This window comes from Actinotignum inguinis (assembly GCF_051265835.1).
Classification (GTDB): Bacteria; Actinomycetota; Actinomycetes; order Actinomycetales; family Actinomycetaceae; genus Actinotignum; species Actinotignum timonense.
In genome coordinates, this window is sequence record NZ_JBOZDP010000023.1 from 1 (window position 1) to 17,502 (window position 17,502).

The following is a 17,502-nucleotide window of genomic DNA, read 5'->3' on the forward strand; positions in this document are numbered from 1 at the left end:
GCGCGGAACTCTGCTTGGGCCTTGTGGCTAGTATAGCCCCTCAAGCTGATTCGTGCACACGAATCTTTAGCTTGCTCCACGACACGCGTGTCGTGGAGGTTACGCGCAGCGCTGAGCGGGTCGGCCGGGGCGGGTGGCCGCGTAGCGGCCGGGCGCTCCGATTTGCGCGCGCCTTGGGCGCGCGCCTGCGGGGCCGCTGGGGTGTGGTTGGGGTGTGGTTGGGTGGGTGGTGTATTGCGTGTGCAAGGGTGCCGGGTGGCGTGGGCAGTGCGAATTGTTGCCAAGTTTCTTGTCGGGGTCGTGTGCGTGCAAAGCCCCCTAGTTAGTAGCACCGCAAAAAAGAGCGGCGCAGTGATGTAAGGAGAATTTTCGTGGACGAAAACATGGACACTAACGCGACGACTGGCAGCGCTGGATGCGCGAGTAAAGAGGTGGAGGCGTTGCGCGCGGCCGAACAAGAACGCTTCACCAAACGACTCGAAGCCGGTGTGCACTTGCAAGAAATAGCGGCGCGCTTGCGCGCGCTTGAGGGTGAGTATCGGGGTGCGTGGACGGTGGCGCTTAAGGCTGGGTGGAGTGAGCGCGAACTGAAAAATTACGGACTAACTGCGCCGACTCAAGCGCGTAAAAAGCCGCGCACCAAACGTACACCTAGCCCGAGCGTAGATGCACACAACGTGGAGCAAACGAGCAACGAACAAGACGGCGCAATGTAGTTCGTGACGCATGCAAGGCGGGCGAGACCTGATCATGTGGAGGTCTCGCCCGCCGCGTGTTTCGGCATCGCAGTTTGTTACATGAGTGCGTCACTGTGCTCGCGTGGATCGCTCGCTCCACGTGCGCCAGCTGTGCGTGCTGCGTTTACCGCTCGGCTCACCGCAGTGAAGATCGGCGCGGCCGCTTGGCGTTCGTAGTTCGCTGCACAATACGCTCTGTATTGTGCACGTACCTCGCTCGCGTCGTCGTTCCACGTCGGGTCAACTTGGTGGCAGTAACGTGCGTCTTCCCTACTGCCAAGGAAGAGCGCGCGCACCAGTTGCGCTGCCCCGCGTAGGTGTGCTTCGCGTGGTCGGTCTTCGCGGTAAGCCGCGCTTGTTTCGGATCCGGGATACGCAAACAAGGACGCGCGATAACGGCTGGGCAGGAGCGCATCAACCTCGGGATCAAGGAACACTATCGTTCCCGCGCTCTCATAGGTTGCGGTTTCAATACCCGGGGCAAGCACCTCCACGCGCTCGGGTGTTTCTCCTTTGTAGATAGGTGGAACATACCGCACGTTCACGCTCTCCTCGCTACTGACGTCATCGGTGTCTGCGGTATCAAGATCGCGCACATCAGGTACATCTGGCTCGTCGACGTCAGCGCGCCACCCGGGCGCATACTCGTCGAGATAGGCGGCGTCTTGGCGTGAGTCGAGGAGTAACGCGCGGGCGACTTGCCCGCTCCCTGCAAGGTTGCCAGTCTGCGCAATATCCAGGTCTGGGTAGGCATACAAGGCGGGTTCGCCAGGTTCGGGGAAGAGTCTTTGATACGGGACACCAACTTGCTGATTGCGGGCTTCGTCGAGGAATGTGACGACCTGCTCTCCATACTTGGCGATGAACACGCCGGGTGCGGCCTCGGTGAGAGCCGTGCGCTCGATGCCGTCGTAGAGAGTAGGGATGCTCGGACGCATAACATCCACGGATTGTTCTTCGCCTGTATGCGTAGCGACGTCAGCAGTGCCGGTTCCTACTGCCGGTGTAGTGCTCTCTCCAGATACCGCAGCGTCATCGCCGGTATCGCGTTCCTCGTTCTCGGCGCGTTCATCTACCGCACTGTGCTCGCCGCGCTCTGCGTCTTCTGGTGGCGTGAGTGGGGTGCGGTGGACGAGTGGCTGCGCCACCGTGCCCGGTGCGTGGGTGAGGGGGTCGGCCATGGCTTCCAGCTCAAGCAGGTCTGCTACAAACAGGTGTGTTTGCGCGTTGCTTGTTAGGCGTGTGAGGGCTTGGCCGTTTTGGTTGCCGGCAACAATTCCGAGCACCTCCCAGGTGTATTCGCGTGACTCGTAGCGTGCGACCGTGGGGAGCGCCTCCCAGTTGTCGATGGCATCTATCGGGGTTGGTTTAGGTGGGAGGGGAATACGCGGCCAGGTAGCTAGCCCCTCGAAGAATCCCTCGTGCTCCTCATATTTAATGCCTTCCCTGAACCGTGCTTCTTGCTCGCGGTGGGCTTTGGCATCTCCTTGGTCTTCGAGGGCGAGAGTGATTTCTTTCGACCGGGTACGCACGGCCGCATACTCTGCCTCGTGTGGGAATTCTTTGGTAGAGAGTTCTCGTGCGCTTTGGGCTTCTTCACGCAAGAACGCGAGGTTTTCTTTTTCTTCATCAAGACGCTGCGGCAAAGACGCCACAAGATTCTCGAGGCGTTGGATAAGACCCGATTGGCCGCGCTGCAAAATAGAGAGCGGAATACCGGCCCTTGGCCCATACCGCACATCTTTCAGGTCCACAGGTGTGAAGATGATAGAGACATCGGAGACGACGCCCATCCGGCTGTCGGCCTCAACGCGGGCGACATCAAGCTCGATCCCACCGAGTTCGATTCTCACGCCCTGAGGCACCGAGTAGGTGCCGCCGGTGCGGCGTACGTTCTCGATGATGTAGGGGGAGATGCGAGCGGATACGGCTCGGGAGAGGGCTTGGGCTGCCGCGGCCCGCTCCGTAAACACACCCCGCTCAATCCTGACCGAGAATTTATCGCCGCTCGTATCACGGATGTAGCTTTGGAGGTCCTCCAGGGTGGCGATGGTTTTCTCGCTCGCCCGAATGCGCAGGTCGAGGGTGCGGGTGTCGTCGATGGCCCGGTTACGAGTCCTCTGCCAAGACGAATGCAAGGCTCGATATTTTTGCAGGGTTGCGTCGACTTCGCATTTCTCGAGAAGCAAAGGGTTGCCGGTGGCGATGGCTTTCGCACGCCCGGCCTCCATTTCTTCCGGCGAGACATCCTCGACAGAGCGCGTGCCCGTCTTGTTGGTCATGATCTGTGCGATCGACCTAGCTTTACGTTCGTTTGTCTGCCACATATAAGCGGAGAAGGAACCCGTCACCACGTATCGGTAGTTGTAGACTTCTGGGTTTTCGTTGCCTTGCCTGACCATGCGGCCGTCTCTTTGGGTGATGTCGGTGGGCCGCCATGGCACGTCAAGATGGTGGGTTGCGATGCAGCGTTTTTGGACGTTTGTTCCGGTCCCCATTTTCTGGGTGGAGCCGATCAAAACCGCAACCCGGCCCTCGCGGCAGTCCCGGAACAGTTCTTCTTTTTCGGGATTGTTTTTCGCTTCGTGGATGAACCGGACTGAGCCTTCCGGCAGGCCCAGCTCATAGAGTTCTTGGCGCAGCGCGTCGTAAGTATTCCAGGTGTCTTTGGGTGTGTCGTAGTCGCAGAAGACCAGCTGGAGAGCACCCGGGATAGCGGATTCGGCGCCGTCGATGCCGCTGTAGCGGTTGTCTTTGTTTTCTTCCCAGATCCGGTAGATGTTACGTGCGGCGACTTCACTGACGGGGTGGTCGATGGGCGTGCGGCCGCGCAGCCTCAGGTCGAGCGCGCCAAGCCGCCCATCAGTACTCAAGGCGAGCATGTTGTCGTTGCCGCTACTGCCGGCGGCGATCCTGTCCGCACGCCTCGCGATATCGTCCATGAACGCCCGCATGTGTTCTCCGCCGTCGATGGAGACGATTTGCGGGGCACGCTCACCATCCGCGTTCGGTGCAAGCAAGGGAATGTTGAGTGAGAGTTCGGCCGATGTTTTGACGTCGGCGGCGATCCCCCACAAGCTCAAGAATTCGGGCAAATTGTGGAAGCGGGAGATGCGAGTACGCATGCGGAATCCCCCCGAGGGCGAAATCTCGGCTTTGCGTTCCGAGCGGGTGAAAGTGGCGGCGAAAGCATCGAACGGCTCAATACCGGCCTCTTTGAGCACGCTGGGCGCTAGGTATCGCATCATCGTATGGGCCTCCGCGAGGCTGTTAGAGATGGGGGTGGCGGTGGCGAGCGTGCAAATCCTCCCACCCGGATTCTTCGAGCGTAAATAGTGGAGTTTCATGTCCAAGTCGGCCGTATATTCATTGCCTTTGCCCGCGCCAACACCCTCCAGTTTCGTGATGATCTGGAGGTTTTTATAGCGGTGGGCCTCATCAGCGATAATGTAGTCGATGCCGGTTTCCTCAAACGAGATACCGGGGTCGGTGGGGTGATCAAGCGCCTTTTTCAAGGCACCTTCCAGCGATCTCATTTGGTTGGTCATATCTTGAATCGTGGAGGAAGAATCACTAGCCTTAATCGCGTCTTCCAGCTCCCCTATACGCGCCTCAATGTATTCTGCTTGGGTTTTATTTGAGCACCCCAGGGCCTTGAATTGCTCATGAGTCATCACGACCGCGTCCCAGTCGTTGGTGGCGACTTTCGCAACAAACTCACGCCGCCCCGCTTTCGTTAGATCATCCGGGGTAGCGGTCAGCACACGCGCCGCGGGATAGGTTTGCTGAAACTCCGAGGCAAACTGGAACAAGACGTTCGCCGGCACGGTAATCACAGGCTTATGGATGAGACCGAGGCGTTTGAGTTCCATCGCCCCCATAATCATGGTTTTTGTCTTGCCTGCCCCGACCTGATGGAACAGACCGACCGCTTCCTGGTAGATCATGCGTGCCACGCCCGAGCGCTGATGCGAATACGGGACGATGTCTTTCGCGAGGCCCGGAAGAGTGAGCTTCTCGCCAGCTCCTGTGTAGTCACGGGGAACGAATCCGTTAAACATTTCGTTGTAGCGGGCCTCGAGCCGTGCGGCGCGTTCGCCGTCTGCCCAGACCCATTCGGTGAACGCGGTGGCCATTTCTTCCATTTTCTGGGCGACGGCCGCGGTCTCTGCCCTGTCAATGTATTCTTCACCGTCAATGGTTTTTGACTTGACCGTGATAGGGCTGTGATTGAGGAGGGCCGCAAAAATTTCCGTGCCGCTACGGCGTTCCGTGTTCCATGTGCGGCGGGCTTTTGCGGAAGGCTGGTAGCCATCCTGGACAGCTTTCCAAGCACCGGTAATCGGGTTATAGCCAACTTGCCCGACGCGTTGTTGATGCCAGCCCATCACCACTTGAGAGTAAAAATCGTGATGGTCGCCTACGCTGATCCACGGCGCACCCGGGCTAATCTCAATATCGGAGAGCGAGAGCGGTTCAGGCATAACGGCTTTGAGAGCCGCGACATTCTCGCTCATGCGGGAATCTGTTTCGAGCGCGTCTTGGGCGGCCACCAACTTGGCGTGGATATTCCCCGACAGATAAGCACTGCGCTCGACAAACTCGTTGGTTTCTGGGTCGAAGAAGGTATGCTCGCGCAAGCCCGCCGCGACTTCCTCGCTAGTTTGGCCGGTGAGGTAGCTAATGTATTCGGTATCGACGCGGCCTTTCTCAACCATACAGATCGCCAGCGCATCCTCAATAGTGTCGGCACCTAGAGGTTTGAAGGTGATGCCGATTTGGCGCCGCTCAAGGATCCCAGCCGGCCGAGCCGTGCGGGTGTCTTTATCGAAAATCTCGATAGCCATCGTCAAGGCGGCATCGGGGTCGGAACGGAAGACACGCACCGCCGGGAGATCCACCCAGGAAAGTTTTTCCTCCCCGGTTTTCCTATCCGTATACCAACGCTCTTTCTGTGAGTTGAGTGGACCATACTTGGCCACATAATCCTCATAAGTGGCTTTGAGGCGGGTGCGGGCCGCGTTGAGCGTGGGCGGGTTTTCCTGGGTTTGGGACTCAAACTCCACCAACGCCCGCACTTGGTCACGCAAATCAAGCAACGCAGTGAGCTGTTCGGCCGCGTTTTTCGCAATCTTCACCGGCGTATTGCCATTCGCGGTGTAGCGCTCGAACCCGGCCTCGGTCTTGGTAATGCGTCCGAGTTTTTCCTGATCGACTGGACGCAGCGCTACTTCACCCTCATAGCTTTCTTGGCGTGGGGTGAAGATGAGACCGGCCTCCCTCGCTTGGGAGGTGATCGCGGCGAGGGTGGTGGCAAGCTGGCCCTCCAGCGTATCTAGATTGCTGGCCACGCTCAGAGCTGCGCCGTATTGGTTGGTGGTTTCTTCCCACTCCCCGAGCACGCGCCCCGGGTGGGTGTGGAAGTATTCGTTCACCGGGAACTCGCCCTCGCCGGTCTTGAGTGGGTGGGTGTATTCCCAGTCAAACGGCCGCGGTTCGTCGTTTTTCTCGCGACGCCGGAAAATCAGGATGTCGGAGATGACATCGGTCCCGGCCATCGCCTCATGTGTGCCGGCCGGCAAACGAATAGCACCCACGAGGTCGGCTCTAGCGTAGAGTTCGCGCCGGATCCCCGGATTCTTCGCATCCATCGTGTAGCGCGAGGTAAGCACCGCGACAATGCCGCCAGGCCGCACCTGCGCTAGCGCTTTACTGATGAAGTAGTTGTGGATGGTGTGATTGCCCGGGTTATAGACCGGGTCATACGGGCGGTAATTACCAAACGGCACGTTCCCGATAGCCGCGTCAAAATAGCCGTCTTCGTCGAGGTCCGTATCTGTATAAGACTGCGCTCGTATGTCGGCGTTGGGGTAGAGCCTGGCGGCGATAGCGGCAGGGGTCGGGTCGATCTCAACACCCACCATCCGCACCGCTGCTGGTGCGGTGCCGATGAACATACCGACGCCACAGCCGGGTTCCACCACCCGCGCGCCTTCCGCCAACCCTAACGACTGGAGGGACTGCCAAAGGAGGCGGGCGATAGTGGGCTGGGTGTAGTGGGCATTCGCCGTGGACTGTAACGCCTGCTTATAAGCTGCCTCATCCACGAGAGACTGCAAAGTCTCGCGTTCGTGTTTGTAGGTGTCGGTGCGAGTGTCGAAAAGCGCGGAAAGGCCTCCCCACCCAGAAAACCGCGCCAACACCTCCTGCTCGGAGCTACTCGGGGTGCGGTCACCTAGCTGGGTGAGGAGGCGCAGTGCGGCGAGGTTCGCCTCGATACGGGCTTTCTCGCCACGAGGGCTGACTTGGGTGGTTAGCCCATAAGCCGGCCGGCTTCTTTCAGCTCGATCGCCCAGCGTGCGTTGTCCCCCCGTTTCGGGTCCAGGCTCGCTGGCGCTAGCCCGATCATCGCTTCCTCCACTTTCTCCCACGTAAGGACGTACGGGTCGATATCCAGCATCGAATCCTGGCTCTTGAAAGCTTCCTTGAAGTCGGCCACCGTCAGGCTCGGTGATTTGTCCCCGCCCGTCTCGGAGATGAATCGCATCACCCAATCCCAAGACATTTCTTCCACCCGGTTCTCGGCCTGCTCGATCATCTCGGCCCTCATCTCGGCTATCGCTTCCGGGTCCTCCAGCTGATCCCCGCGCAGCACCCAGTCCGACATGTCCCACCACTCGGTCATCCACTCCGAGGCGAGGATTGTCGGAAGCGGTTCGGGAAGGTCCTGATTCTTCCAAATCTCCAAGGATTCCTCGGCTTCGTACTCGTCCATGATCGCGGCTGCTTCGTATGCTGCTTCCATCCGCGCCGTCGCCGCTGCGGTCTGACGTGCCGCTACCTGATCGGTCCAGTTCTCGCTGGCTGGTGGGTAGGCCGCTAGGAGTGCTTGCTCGAGCGCGTTCTGTGTCTCCAGCGTCGCTTCGTTGATGTTCGCTTCCAGTTGTTGGCGGGTTTCCTTGCTCATCGTTGTTTTCTCCTTGAGGAGTAGTGGTTGTGTTGAGGTAGAAGGTGAGGTCGAAGAGGGCTTCTTGCCCGCTCGAGATTTTTGTGCGTCGCACCATTGCTAGTGTCTCCATCCTCCCGGGCATGGACCGGGAATTGTTTTTTGGGGTCACTAGTTAGTGCGTGTGCAAAGCACACCGGCTTTTTTCGTTTTAGGGGTTGCGGGCCGCGGCCGCGATGAGTGGCGTAAACATCAAGATGATCAATATCGGAAACAGGATGGTCCACATAATCCCCTTCAAAATCCCGAAGAAGATGCCGTGCACGTAAATCTGGTAGCCGAATACAAGGAAGAAGAACACGAAGTACCATCCCCAGCTCGACCCGTACTTGTCAGGCATGGAGAACGGGGCCATGATTGCAAACACTATTCCGGTAATAAGGAAAAAGGTGCGGTAGTGGCGACGAATCCACGAAAACACCCGGACAAGCCGGCTTTTCGGGCGGGCCGGCTCTGGCATGTAGACACCGGCGTCGTAGGTTGGGTACCCGTATGTCAGGTCTGGCGGTAGTGGCGGGTAGGTGTTGGTTGGTTGGCTCATTTTTCTTTTTCCCTTCTCCCCAAGGCTGGTTGTGATACTATACTACAATGGACTTGCGCGGTTGTCCCTAACCTGCTACTTGGCGGTCGCAATGTTGCTTACTCGCCAAGTTCCATCTTCTTTCGTGAGAGTGAAGTTGTAGAAAGCTGTCTCCGGTGTTCCCGTCCAGCCATTCTCGCTAGTCGGGGTAATGGTTACTTGACGGTCGGCATAAGCGACATCAGCGGCGGTGGCTGGTGGGGCTTGCCCCCACAGTGGCTCGACGGCAACGCTTGTGTATGCGTCGTTGGTTTTGAGGGTTTCCCAGGCTGCTCCCCCACGCACCTGCGCCTCCTCGCCAGGCTGGAGAGACTCGACAAGGTAGCGGCTTGCTCGCTTATAAGCATCAAGCGGGCTGGCATCCGTGCGCGAGTCTTGGCATGAAAGTAAGAGCGCGACGGTGTCGGCGACGCTTTCCACATCCGACTCATTGGTTCGCGGGGCGTTTGTGAGGCAGCGTGGCACCTCTAGTACCGGCGACGCCGGAACAGGCATGGTCGGCTTTGTTTCGGGTTCAGGGGCTTGGCAGCCAGCGGCCACTACAAGCACGAGCGCAGTTATTGCGCCGATGGTTCTGTTTTGTGTTGTCATTATGGGATCCTTAGTGCTTGCGGGAACATCTTGTCAGCGCTGTCTCCCCACCCGAGCGGGTAGGTGTTCACACCATATCCGGGGGCTGCGTCAATATATTCGCCATTACCGATGTAGAGCGCGACGTGGGTGATGTAGTCGACGTTCGGGTCGACGCTTGTTGACTGGAACGCGAGAATATCGCCGGGCTGGAGGTGTGCGGCGTCGGCTGGCACATAAGTGCCACCGAATTGAGTTGCGCTATAGAGTGCGTTTTCGCATTTACGCCGGGCCGGCGTCTCACCAGGAATAGACATGGGCAAATCAATACCGCGCCCGTTCTTAAACGCTGACCAGACAAGGCCGCAGCAGTCGAAACAGTCGGGTCCCATGCTCCCGCACGCCCCGCGACCCTCACCCCTATAGGGTTTGCCGCGTTGGGAGATAGCCCAAGCAACAACCGCATTATTCGAGCCACCCGCAGCGGTGGGTGCGTAGCGGGTCGCCGCTAGATTCTTGATTTTCTCCACATAGGCCATGGTTTCCGGGTAGGGCGGGATACCCCCAAAAGATTGGACGGCGCCGATTCCGGCGTTGTATGCGGCTAAGGCGAGGTCAACGGGATCACCTTTCACCTGCCCGCCTTCGACAAAGTTCTTCGTGCTGGCGAGGAGATCACACATGTAATGGCCTTGGCTCCAGATGGCATCTTGTGGGTTGTTGACATCAGCGACTCCGTCTCCGTCGCCGTCTTTACCAGCAGTGGCCCAGGTGGTTGGCATGAATTGTGCGATACCAAGCGCACCCGCGCTCGATACTGCGGTGGGGTTCCAGTTTGATTCAGCCTCAATCTGCGCCGCAAGCAAAGCCGGGGTGATGCCTTCGCAAATCCCGCCGGCCCGCGCAATGATGCCTGCGTATTCGGGTGGGATATTACTCGCAGCGCCAGTAAGGCTCGCGCTGCCTTTGTTGTCGCCGCCGAGGAGGATGATCATGAGCGGGGCAAGCAACGCGAGCAGTGCGGCTGCGCCTATATAGATAGTACTTTTCACGGAGAAGTCCCCTTTAGTAGACGGTGATTGTCCCGGAATTCACCAAGCCATCCGCGCTCACAGACCACGAATAGGTGCCCGGCTCCATAGTGATGCTGGCTTCGAAGAAGCCACTACCCGCAACTGTTTGGGATCCGAGTGATAGGGAGCGTCCGCCAACGCTTGCGTAGACGGAGACCGGGACCGCGCCGCTGGTGCTTACGCTTGCGCTGATCGTGACCGAACGGCCACTCGAGCTGGCGTTGGCGGAGAGGTCGGTGACGTAGGCCGGCTCCGGGACCGGTGCCGGTTCAGGTGCGGGTGCTGGCGCCTCTACTGGCTCGGGTGGCTGCCAGTCTGGTTGCGGTGCTGGCTGGTCGTCGGTGCCTTGAGGCGCGCTCCCGCCCTCGCCCACCGGGGGCGCTGGGGGTGCTGTATCTGCTGGCGTTGCTGGCAAGGCGGGCGAAGGTGTTGAGGACGGAGTGCTCCGCGTCGTCGGTGACACGGTAACGGTAGGTACTCCTGGGGTAGGAGTAGCCGTATCCTCACCTGTGCTTGCGAGGAGGAGGTGTGCGAGGTATCCAGCCGCTAAAGCCAAGACAAAGGCCAGGATTCCGGCGAAGGCTTTTAGGAGACCGCGGCGTCTATCTCCCTCCTTGTCATCACCAGAAGTAGGGTTTTCCTCCGCGGGTGCTGGCGGGATAGTGGGAGGGCGCTGAACCACCGGCAAACTGACGGTATCTACGGGCCGGCCGGCGCGTAACTGGGCACTGAGCCGTTTGTTTTCCGCCTCCAGCTCGCCAAGTTTGCGAGATTGTTCCGCGTTTTTTGCCTGTACTTTTTCAAGGGCAAGACTGGCGGCTGCTAGCTCGGTGTGTAGCTCTCGGACCTGACCTGCAACCGTGTTGCGTTCGCGCTTGAGCCGGTCTTTATCCGCCTCAAGCGTCTGCATATATTCGCCGCGTTCGCCTAGCACCTGACTGAGTCGAGCTTGCTCTTCGCGGGCTTGAGCAAGCTCAAGACGCATAGCCTCAGCCTGTTCACTCTCTTGCGTACCTTCCTCTATCTCACGCCGGAGTGCTTCGAATTCTTGGCGCTCGGCTGCGTGCGCGTCTCGCTCTGTGGCCAGGGATTGCTCGGCCTGTTGGAGGGCCGTGGTTTTCTCAACCAGCGCGGCCTGGGCTTGCTCAAGCTGACGGAGAGCCTCGGCGAGCTTCTCACGATCTTCAGCATTCTGAGCTTCCAGCGCGGTTATCTTTGCGGTTCTTTCTTCAAGCTGGGCAGTGAGCGCGGATACCTGGACACGTGCCTGCTCAAGCTGCCCAACAAGACCACTGTTGGCGGTCTTGAGTTTCTCGTTGTCTTCCCGCATCCGGACTAAATCTTGCTGGCAGGCAGTAAGGGCTTCACGGGTTGCCTCGGCATCACTGAGTGCTTGCTGCGATGATTCAGCTTGTTCTTCTAAATCACGCGCGTGCTTGCGTGCTTCGCTGAGTTCGTTGCGTGCTGCGCCTAGTTCGGTTTCTAGTGCCGAGCTAGATGCCTGGGCCTGCTGTAAAGCAAGCGTTTGTGCGGCTACTTGTTCTTCGGCTTGTGTTGCTGCACGCTGAGCACTTTCGAGGCTGGCTTGCAGGCGATCAAGTTGAGCAACTAAATACTCGCTCTCATGCTCGTCAATGGCGTGAGCGTTTCTGAGGTTTTCACACTCTGCCTCGAGACTTCGTTTTTCCAGGAGCAGGCTGGCGTATTCACGCTCAAGGAGACGCAAACGCCCATCTTCTAACGTGCCCACAGGGGCGGGCGGAGCGGCGTCAGTAGTTTCTGTTTTTACTGGGACTTCTGACGACGACGCGCCCTCCCCCGCGGCCGTATCCGCCGGCGGTTCCGGCGGTGCTGGCACGGCTGGCACGGCTGGCACGGCTGGCACGGCTGGCACGGCTGGCACGGCTGGCACGGCTGGCACGGACGATACTTCCGGACTCCACTCCTGGCCGTCAATCCGTATATGCCCACCCGGGGAGACAACGGCGACTGCACCGTTGTCGAGGTTGATTGTAATAGGGGCATAGAGTGCCATGCTCGCGGCGGCTTCCAACCGCGCGGTATCAGCCTTAGATAACTGCATCCTCATCCCCCTCCGTTTCAGGTTCGTTTTCGCCTGGCCTGTAGCTGCGCCAGGTTCCATCTTTTTCGTGCTGCTTCTGGCGGGCCATGAAGCTAGCAAGTAACTTCCATCCGGCATCGCGGTCCATGCCAGCATGGCTGGCGCTGCTGGCATTGCCAGCAGATACGGCAGATGTCTCATTGCCGGCATTGCTGGCGGGTGTCTCCTCGCTGGCGTTGCTGGCCTGGTTTTCTTCTGGCTGCATTACTTGCTCACCCCCACCGTGGGAGCTTCGGCCGGCCGTGCATCTGAGAGGCCAATTTCGGCAAGGGAAGGTACTTCGTCGAGGAATTCTCGGATGTAGATGCGGTGTTTTTCGCAAGCGAGGTCCATGCCCCTTGCGTGCTGGTAGGTTGCGTAAGATTCGCGTGAGTTCTGCCAGGCTTCCCACGCCCGCTCACTATCGTCGTGTTCGTAAGCAAACTCTTGCTCTTGTCGGGCTTCTTCGTATGCTTCGTAAGCATCGTGTGCTTCTCTGTCGTATTCCCGGCCCTTCCGGAAAAGTAAATCGAGCATTTGGGTGGCGAAGTGCTCACGCGCCGCCGCAATAATCGCTTGAGGTGTGGGTTCCATTTATTCCCCCTCCTCCACCGTGGCGGCGTTGCTTGGTTGGTCGTCTGGAATGGTCAGGTCGGCCAGGGAGGGGACTTTGGCGAGGATTTCGCGGATGTAGGTCTGGTGTTTCTCGCACGCAAGATCCATGCCTTGCAAATACATGTATTCCGCGTAAGCATCCCACGCCGCACTGTATTCATCGTGCTTGTAAGCCTCGCCTGCTTCGTCTCGGGCTTCCTCATACGCTTTATGGGCAGCGCCAGCCCCACGGTCATAGTCTTCGCCTTTACGGGAAAGACGAGAGAGCATTTCGCTTGCTAGGTGTTCGCGTGCGGCGGTAATAATGCGAGCGGTCCACGCCTCGAAAACGGTATCCGCGTCGCTGGTGAGCTTCCCAACTACTTCGTCCATGTCGTAGTCGGCCTCGGAGAGTCCTTGTTTTTCCAGGCTTTCTAGCCCGGCGTTGATCACAGCTTGACGGACCGTATAGCGGATGTCGTGGGTGGTTAGTTTCGAGGATGCATCAAGGTAGTACATGAGAGGTTCCTTTCGGTCTTGAGGTTTTAGATGTTGCCTTTGGGTGCCGCTCCCGCAACAACCGGCACGACATTCGTGTAAGTGTCCACGCGAGCGTTGAGAATCGCGGTTATCCACTCGGAGAGCGAGATGCGGTTTCCAGTGGCGCAATCGGCGAGCCACGCACCCCTGATCCGGTCGGCGTCTTCGCGGGGGAGTCGAATGGTGATTTTCGTGGCCTGCTGGCTGCCAGCGGTGCCAGCGGTGCCAGCGGTGCCAGCGGTGCCAGCGGTGCCAGCGGTGCCAGCGGTGCCAGCGAGGATGTTATCCTCTCCGCCCGCGACGATGGGGTTCGTAATGGGTGCTTTCTTGAGCGTCTGTAACGCGCTTGTATCAGGCTTTTTCATTACTGTTCTTCCGTTTCTGTTTTGTGCGTGTCTTTGACCTTGTCGAGGAGTTTGATCGCCCGTTCGAGTTGGGCGTAGGTTTCATTGAGCGTGAAGTACAGGTCAACGAGCTGCTGGTCGCTGCCGTGTTTGATGATGTCGTTGCCCGGCATTCTCCAAGGGTCGGAGTCCAGGCGCATTTCGAGCAGGGTTGCGTTTGATGCGGCTGCGTGCCAGAGCGTCACGACATCGTTTGCGATCATGTTCCGGAAGTTGATGTCGTGGGGGTTGGCAAGCAGGCGGAGCAAGGTTTTCTTCGTCATTTTCATCGCTGGCCTCCTTACAGAGCGGTGCTGCCATTGTTGGCAGTGCTGGCAGTGCCAGCAGATACGGCCACGCCAGCAGGTGCGGCAGCGCCAGCGGATACGGCGTTGCCGGCGAGTGTGGCTTGTAGGGTCCTGAATGCTTCTTCGATCAAGGCGTCGGCGTCGCCGATGGGGATGTGGTTGGTTGCGGTGTGGGGGAATGCCTCACGCGCTGGCATATACCGAGCGAGTAGATAGTCACCGTAGGTGGCTTCCAACTCCGTTAGCCACCGCCGGGTATCCAAGCGTCCTTGCTGATAGGAGTTCACGAGGATGCCCGCAAGCTCAAGAGCCGGGTTGTATAGAGATTTAATGGTGGCGATGGTCGTGATCATCTCGGCCACCCCATCGCAAGCGGTTTCACGTGCCGTGGTCACGATTAGCGCGGTGTCTGCGGCGACGAGCGCCCCGGTCGTCAACATCCCCAGCGATGGCGGGCAGTCCACCACGATAGCGTCATAGGCATCGCGTAGCGGTGTGAGGATGGTCTTGAGCCTATATTCCCGGCCCAAAGTCGTGTCGTTTTCCCGATCCCAGAGCGCCCGGTCGGCGGGGAGTAGATCAATACCCCAACCCGGCACTGGCAGGATTGCTTGACGTGCAGTTTCGGGTGGTGCTCCAGCAGCCACCGCGGCGAGCACGTCGTTGAGCGTGAGCGTCTCCGCGCCGACGTCCACGCCGAGCGTCGTCGTCGCGCTTCCTTGCGGGTCAGCATCCACTAGCAACACACGTTTGCCGGAGCTGTGGGTAATACGGTGTGCAAGGTTCGTGGCGATGGTCGTTTTACCGACACCGCCTTTTTGGTTGCAGATAGCGATGATCATGGGGTTCTTCTTTCTATAGTCCTGGGATGTGGGTTGGTGCTGGCATGGCCAGCGGGGCTGTGTTTGCTGGCACGGCTGGCATTGCCGTACCTGCTGGCAGTGCTGGCGCTGCCGCATTGGCTGGCATTGCCGTATCCGCTGGCAATGGGGCGCAGTATTTGTAGCGGTCTTGTCGCGCGCCGAGCATCGCAGCCCGGATTACGGCGGCATTGGATTGGATGTATCTCTGCGTTGTATCGACACTCTCGTGTCCGAGTAGTTCTTTCACTGCTAAGACGTCTTGCGATGCAGCGTATGTTTTGGTTGCGAAGCGGTGCCGGAGAGTGTGGAGAGTCCATCCATCGCGGAGTTCCCGGCGGGCAAGCTTGCCAACCCAGGATCCGGCGAGATGTCCTTCCTTTTGCCCGGGGAATAGCCATATGCCCGTGAGGTTGAACTGCTCCCGCATCTCGACGTAGATGTCATGCGGGATTGGCACTATTCGGATTTTTCCTCCTTTCCCGCATATTGAGAGGGAGTAGCCCAGTAGGTCTTTCATAAGATGTCCCTTTTGGATTTGGGCGATTTCGCTAGCTCGTAGCCCGACCTCGCCTGCTAATCGCAAAATGAGTCTTGTCCGTGGAGGTGCTCCATCAAGTGCGTCCTCATAGACTTCTTCGGGCGTTGGTCGTGCCGGAGGTGTTTTCCTGTGCACCATCGGCAGGACCGCCGCTGGGTCATCAACGTGATGGGCTGCGGCGTACCAAGAGAAGAAAGCTTTGATGGATTGGTAGTAGGAATGTCGCGTTTCCGTGGCAATTTTCTTTTTGCCCGCCCATTCGATAATCATGGCGGCGGTTACTTGGCCTGGAGGGCATTTCAAGGCCCGTGCGAGGGTTCGGACGAGGCCTATTCGGGTTTCTATAGTTGCTTGCCGGCTTCCGCTAGCAGAGAGTAGATGTTCCCATTTCTCCAGTTCAAGATCCCAACCTTCGGGAACTGGCCATTTTCCAAAGTTATTTGACATGCTTAACTAATAGCGATTTACACGCAGTTTTCACCTTTGAAACTGCTACGCTGTAAGCGTGTAAGTCACCTCCCCGCCACTGCGGAGGGAGCGAATTTTTCGGCACAGCTTGCGAATAGCGAGCTTCAACCCGGAGGTCAGAGGTTCAAATCCTCTCCCCGCCACGAATAAGAGCTCCTGACCAGGGAAAGCACCAGGTCAGGAGCTCTTGCCATACCCGCGCTCACATTAGCAAGCTGCCTACTCTAACCGCGTCCACCCGTTATTGGGATGATCCGGCTGGAACCCGGCCCGCCCATCCAGCTCGCACCGATACCGCACGCCCTTGTAGATCACCTCGGCCCCGCGCAAGTAGATGCGGTGCCGAAACCACAAGTCCTGAATCGGCGCATCGGAAACCTTGACCCAGTACGGCTCGCCCGCGCTCGGCGGACGCTCAGAAACCGTATTGGGGTTATGCGCCACACCCCACGCGTACTGGTACGTTCTACCTTCAAAAATCACGTAATCATGGTTGTGGTAGTGGTGGAAGTGGCGGTATTCCGCGGTGTTTTCCGAGTACACCATGGGCCGCACCCACCGCTCGTTCGGGTCGAGCGGATTGAAATCCGGATTCGCGGGGTCAATCGTGTGCAGCGCCGTGAACACGCCCACCACCTCGCCGTTCTTTTTTACGACGACGATGCTCCCTTTCTTGATGGGCTCTGTCGGCGGATTGTCAATATCAAAATCCACCACCTCCGGGGCTGCGGCGTCATTGGGATCGGACATGTACCACATGCCTATCACCACATCGCCACCACCCTCGAGCTGCACATTCGCCACGCCTCCCCAAAAGCCGTTCAGCGGCGCGAGCGCAATCGCCCAGGAGGAGACGACGCTCATCACGGACGTACCCAGCGCGGTCATTCTCGCTCACCTTCCCCGCAATCAGTTGCCGCACACCCGGCTTCCATGCACTCAACTTCCACACGCTTGGCTTCCACGATCCCAGCCGCCGCTCCTCCGCCAGCACCACCGCGCCGCGGGCGGCGGATCGCGCTTATAGCCCAGATACCAAGGGCACAGCCCACCAGCGTGGTCACGCCGGGCACCGAACGCGCGAAGAACACCGCGTGCCCGATCTTCGGTATCACGAACCCGACCTTCCCGATGACTTGCTCGCGGGTAATCCCCCAGTAATCCCAGTCTTTCGGCTCGTCGACCCCATAGCGCTTGGTTTTCAGCAACACGCCACCGTCCGTATCGCGGCGCTTATCGGCAAGATAGTGAACGACGACGAAATTGGTCGCCGGGCTAACCGCGATAATATCCCCCACTTTCAGCTCCCCTATATCTGCCCGGACAACGCCAACGACGTCGCCGCGATTAAGGCGAGGCGACATGGAATCGCTCGACACGATAAGGGGACGGCAACCCAGCGTGTTGATGAGAAGGTTGGGCTGCAGGGCCGCGACGGCGATGAAAAAGGACAGCACGAAAACCGCGAGCAGCAGCACGGCCCGCGCGATGCGTTCGCGTATCGGGCCGCGCCTATGCTCACGGCAGTTCTTCGTTTCGAGGGCCGCGCTCACCTTAGGGCTGGGTGACGGCGAAGGTGAGGTTCACCTTGATGTTTTGCCCCACGATGGCATCGTAAGCGGCCTTGGTCGCGGGCTCCTTGAGGGTGACCTTGACGGTGACCGTGACCGATTCGCCGTCCGCCTTGATTTGGGTGCTGGCAGGCGTAACTTCTACGCCGACCAGATCATCATGGCCGGTA

General features: G+C 59.0%; 17 protein-coding genes. 1 reads left to right on the plus strand and 16 read right to left on the minus strand.

What is annotated here, in order from left to right:
- The first annotated feature begins 371 nt into the window (after nucleotides 1–371).
- Entirely contained in the window at nucleotides 372–716 is a 345-nt protein-coding gene (locus ACRQFC_RS08365) for a hypothetical protein (RefSeq protein WP_284890233.1), read from the plus strand.
- Between the two features lie 77 nt (nucleotides 717–793).
- Here ACRQFC_RS08365 and ACRQFC_RS08370 read toward each other — a convergent pair whose 3' ends face one another.
- The 16 genes from ACRQFC_RS08370 to ACRQFC_RS08445 form a co-directional block, all read right to left on the minus strand.
- Complete coding sequence (locus ACRQFC_RS08370; protein WP_284890234.1) at nucleotides 794–6,844, minus strand: helicase-like domain-containing protein; 6,051 nt, start codon at nucleotides 6,842–6,844, stop codon at nucleotides 794–796.
- Nucleotides 6,845–7,050: 206 nt separating this feature from the next.
- Nucleotides 7,051–7,704, minus strand: a complete 654-nt coding sequence (locus ACRQFC_RS08375; protein ID WP_284890235.1) for a hypothetical protein — start codon at nucleotides 7,702–7,704, stop codon at nucleotides 7,051–7,053.
- Nucleotides 7,705–7,894: 190 nt separating this feature from the next.
- Nucleotides 7,895–8,284, minus strand: a complete 390-nt coding sequence (locus ACRQFC_RS08380; protein WP_284890236.1) for a hypothetical protein — start codon at nucleotides 8,282–8,284, stop codon at nucleotides 7,895–7,897.
- Between the two features lie 75 nt (nucleotides 8,285–8,359).
- Nucleotides 8,360–8,914 carry a hypothetical protein gene (locus ACRQFC_RS08385; protein ID WP_284890237.1) on the minus strand — a complete coding sequence of 185 codons (555 nt, stop codon included), beginning with the start codon at nucleotides 8,912–8,914 and terminating at the stop codon, nucleotides 8,360–8,362.
- The gene (locus ACRQFC_RS08390) at nucleotides 8,914–9,945 is read right to left on the minus strand and encodes a C40 family peptidase (RefSeq protein WP_284890238.1); all 1,032 of its coding nucleotides are present in this window, start codon (nucleotides 9,943–9,945) and stop codon (nucleotides 8,914–8,916) included. The genes ACRQFC_RS08385 and ACRQFC_RS08390 overlap by 1 nt, the downstream gene beginning before the upstream one ends.
- Before the next feature lie 13 nt (nucleotides 9,946–9,958).
- The gene (locus ACRQFC_RS08395) at nucleotides 9,959–11,692 is read right to left on the minus strand and encodes a hypothetical protein (RefSeq protein WP_435734669.1); all 1,734 of its coding nucleotides are present in this window, start codon (nucleotides 11,690–11,692) and stop codon (nucleotides 9,959–9,961) included.
- 343 nt (nucleotides 11,693–12,035) lie between these two features.
- Entirely contained in the window at nucleotides 12,036–12,293 is a 258-nt protein-coding gene (locus ACRQFC_RS08400; RefSeq protein WP_284890240.1) for a hypothetical protein, read from the minus strand.
- Nucleotides 12,293–12,661: a hypothetical protein gene (locus ACRQFC_RS08405; RefSeq protein ID WP_284890241.1), complete on the minus strand. Its 369-nt coding sequence runs from the start codon at nucleotides 12,659–12,661 to the stop codon at nucleotides 12,293–12,295. Before ACRQFC_RS08405 ends, ACRQFC_RS08400 begins: the two co-directional genes overlap by 1 nt.
- The gene (locus ACRQFC_RS08410; protein WP_284890242.1) at nucleotides 12,662–13,180 is read right to left on the minus strand and encodes a hypothetical protein; all 519 of its coding nucleotides are present in this window, start codon (nucleotides 13,178–13,180) and stop codon (nucleotides 12,662–12,664) included.
- 26 nt (nucleotides 13,181–13,206) lie between these two features.
- Nucleotides 13,207–13,566, minus strand: coding sequence for a hypothetical protein (locus ACRQFC_RS08415; RefSeq protein WP_284890243.1), 360 nt, complete (start codon nucleotides 13,564–13,566; stop codon nucleotides 13,207–13,209).
- Nucleotides 13,566–13,874, minus strand: a complete 309-nt coding sequence (locus ACRQFC_RS08420; protein ID WP_279058347.1) for a hypothetical protein — start codon at nucleotides 13,872–13,874, stop codon at nucleotides 13,566–13,568. The genes ACRQFC_RS08415 and ACRQFC_RS08420 overlap by 1 nt, the downstream gene beginning before the upstream one ends.
- An 11-nt stretch (nucleotides 13,875–13,885) precedes the next feature.
- Nucleotides 13,886–14,734 (minus strand): ParA family protein, encoded by an 849-nt coding sequence (locus tag ACRQFC_RS08425; protein ID WP_279058345.1) that lies wholly within the window; start codon nucleotides 14,732–14,734, stop codon nucleotides 13,886–13,888.
- Nucleotides 14,735–14,747: 13 nt separating this feature from the next.
- On the minus strand, nucleotides 14,748–15,563 hold the full coding sequence (locus ACRQFC_RS08430; RefSeq protein ID WP_279058343.1) for a tyrosine-type recombinase/integrase: 816 nt from the start codon (nucleotides 15,561–15,563) through the stop codon (nucleotides 14,748–14,750).
- Nucleotides 15,564–15,980: 417 nt separating this feature from the next.
- Entirely contained in the window at nucleotides 15,981–16,649 is a 669-nt protein-coding gene (locus ACRQFC_RS08435) for a hypothetical protein (RefSeq protein ID WP_284897440.1), read from the minus strand.
- Entirely contained in the window at nucleotides 16,646–17,314 is a 669-nt protein-coding gene (locus ACRQFC_RS08440; RefSeq protein ID WP_284897442.1) for a signal peptidase I, read from the minus strand. The genes ACRQFC_RS08435 and ACRQFC_RS08440 overlap by 4 nt, the downstream gene beginning before the upstream one ends.
- Nucleotide 17,315: 1 nt before the next feature.
- On the minus strand, nucleotides 17,316–17,502 hold a 187-nt coding region (locus ACRQFC_RS08445; RefSeq protein WP_435734670.1), incomplete at its 5' end, for a hypothetical protein.

Coding starts and splice junctions, on each gene's coding strand:
- ACRQFC_RS08375 (WP_284890235.1), bottom strand. CDS start 7,704: ATGAGCAAGGAAACCCGCCAACAACTGGAAGCGAACATCAACGAAGCG.
- ACRQFC_RS08380 (WP_284890236.1), bottom strand. CDS start 8,284: ATGAGCCAACCAACCAACACCTACCCGCCACTACCGCCAGACCTGACA.
- ACRQFC_RS08385 (WP_284890237.1), bottom strand. CDS start 8,914: ATGACAACACAAAACAGAACCATCGGCGCAATAACTGCGCTCGTGCTT.
- ACRQFC_RS08400 (WP_284890240.1), bottom strand. CDS start 12,293: ATGCAGCCAGAAGAAAACCAGGCCAGCAACGCCAGCGAGGAGACACCC.
- ACRQFC_RS08405 (WP_284890241.1), bottom strand. CDS start 12,661: ATGGAACCCACACCTCAAGCGATTATTGCGGCGGCGCGTGAGCACTTC.
- ACRQFC_RS08410 (WP_284890242.1), bottom strand. CDS start 13,180: ATGTACTACCTTGATGCATCCTCGAAACTAACCACCCACGACATCCGC.
- ACRQFC_RS08415 (WP_284890243.1), bottom strand. CDS start 13,566: ATGAAAAAGCCTGATACAAGCGCGTTACAGACGCTCAAGAAAGCACCC.
- ACRQFC_RS08420 (WP_279058347.1), bottom strand. CDS start 13,874: ATGAAAATGACGAAGAAAACCTTGCTCCGCCTGCTTGCCAACCCCCAC.
- ACRQFC_RS08425 (WP_279058345.1), bottom strand. CDS start 14,734: ATGATCATCGCTATCTGCAACCAAAAAGGCGGTGTCGGTAAAACGACC.
- ACRQFC_RS08430 (WP_279058343.1), bottom strand. CDS start 15,563: ATGATTATCGAATGGGCGGGCAAAAAGAAAATTGCCACGGAAACGCGA.
- ACRQFC_RS08435 (WP_284897440.1), bottom strand. CDS start 16,649: ATGACCGCGCTGGGTACGTCCGTGATGAGCGTCGTCTCCTCCTGGGCG.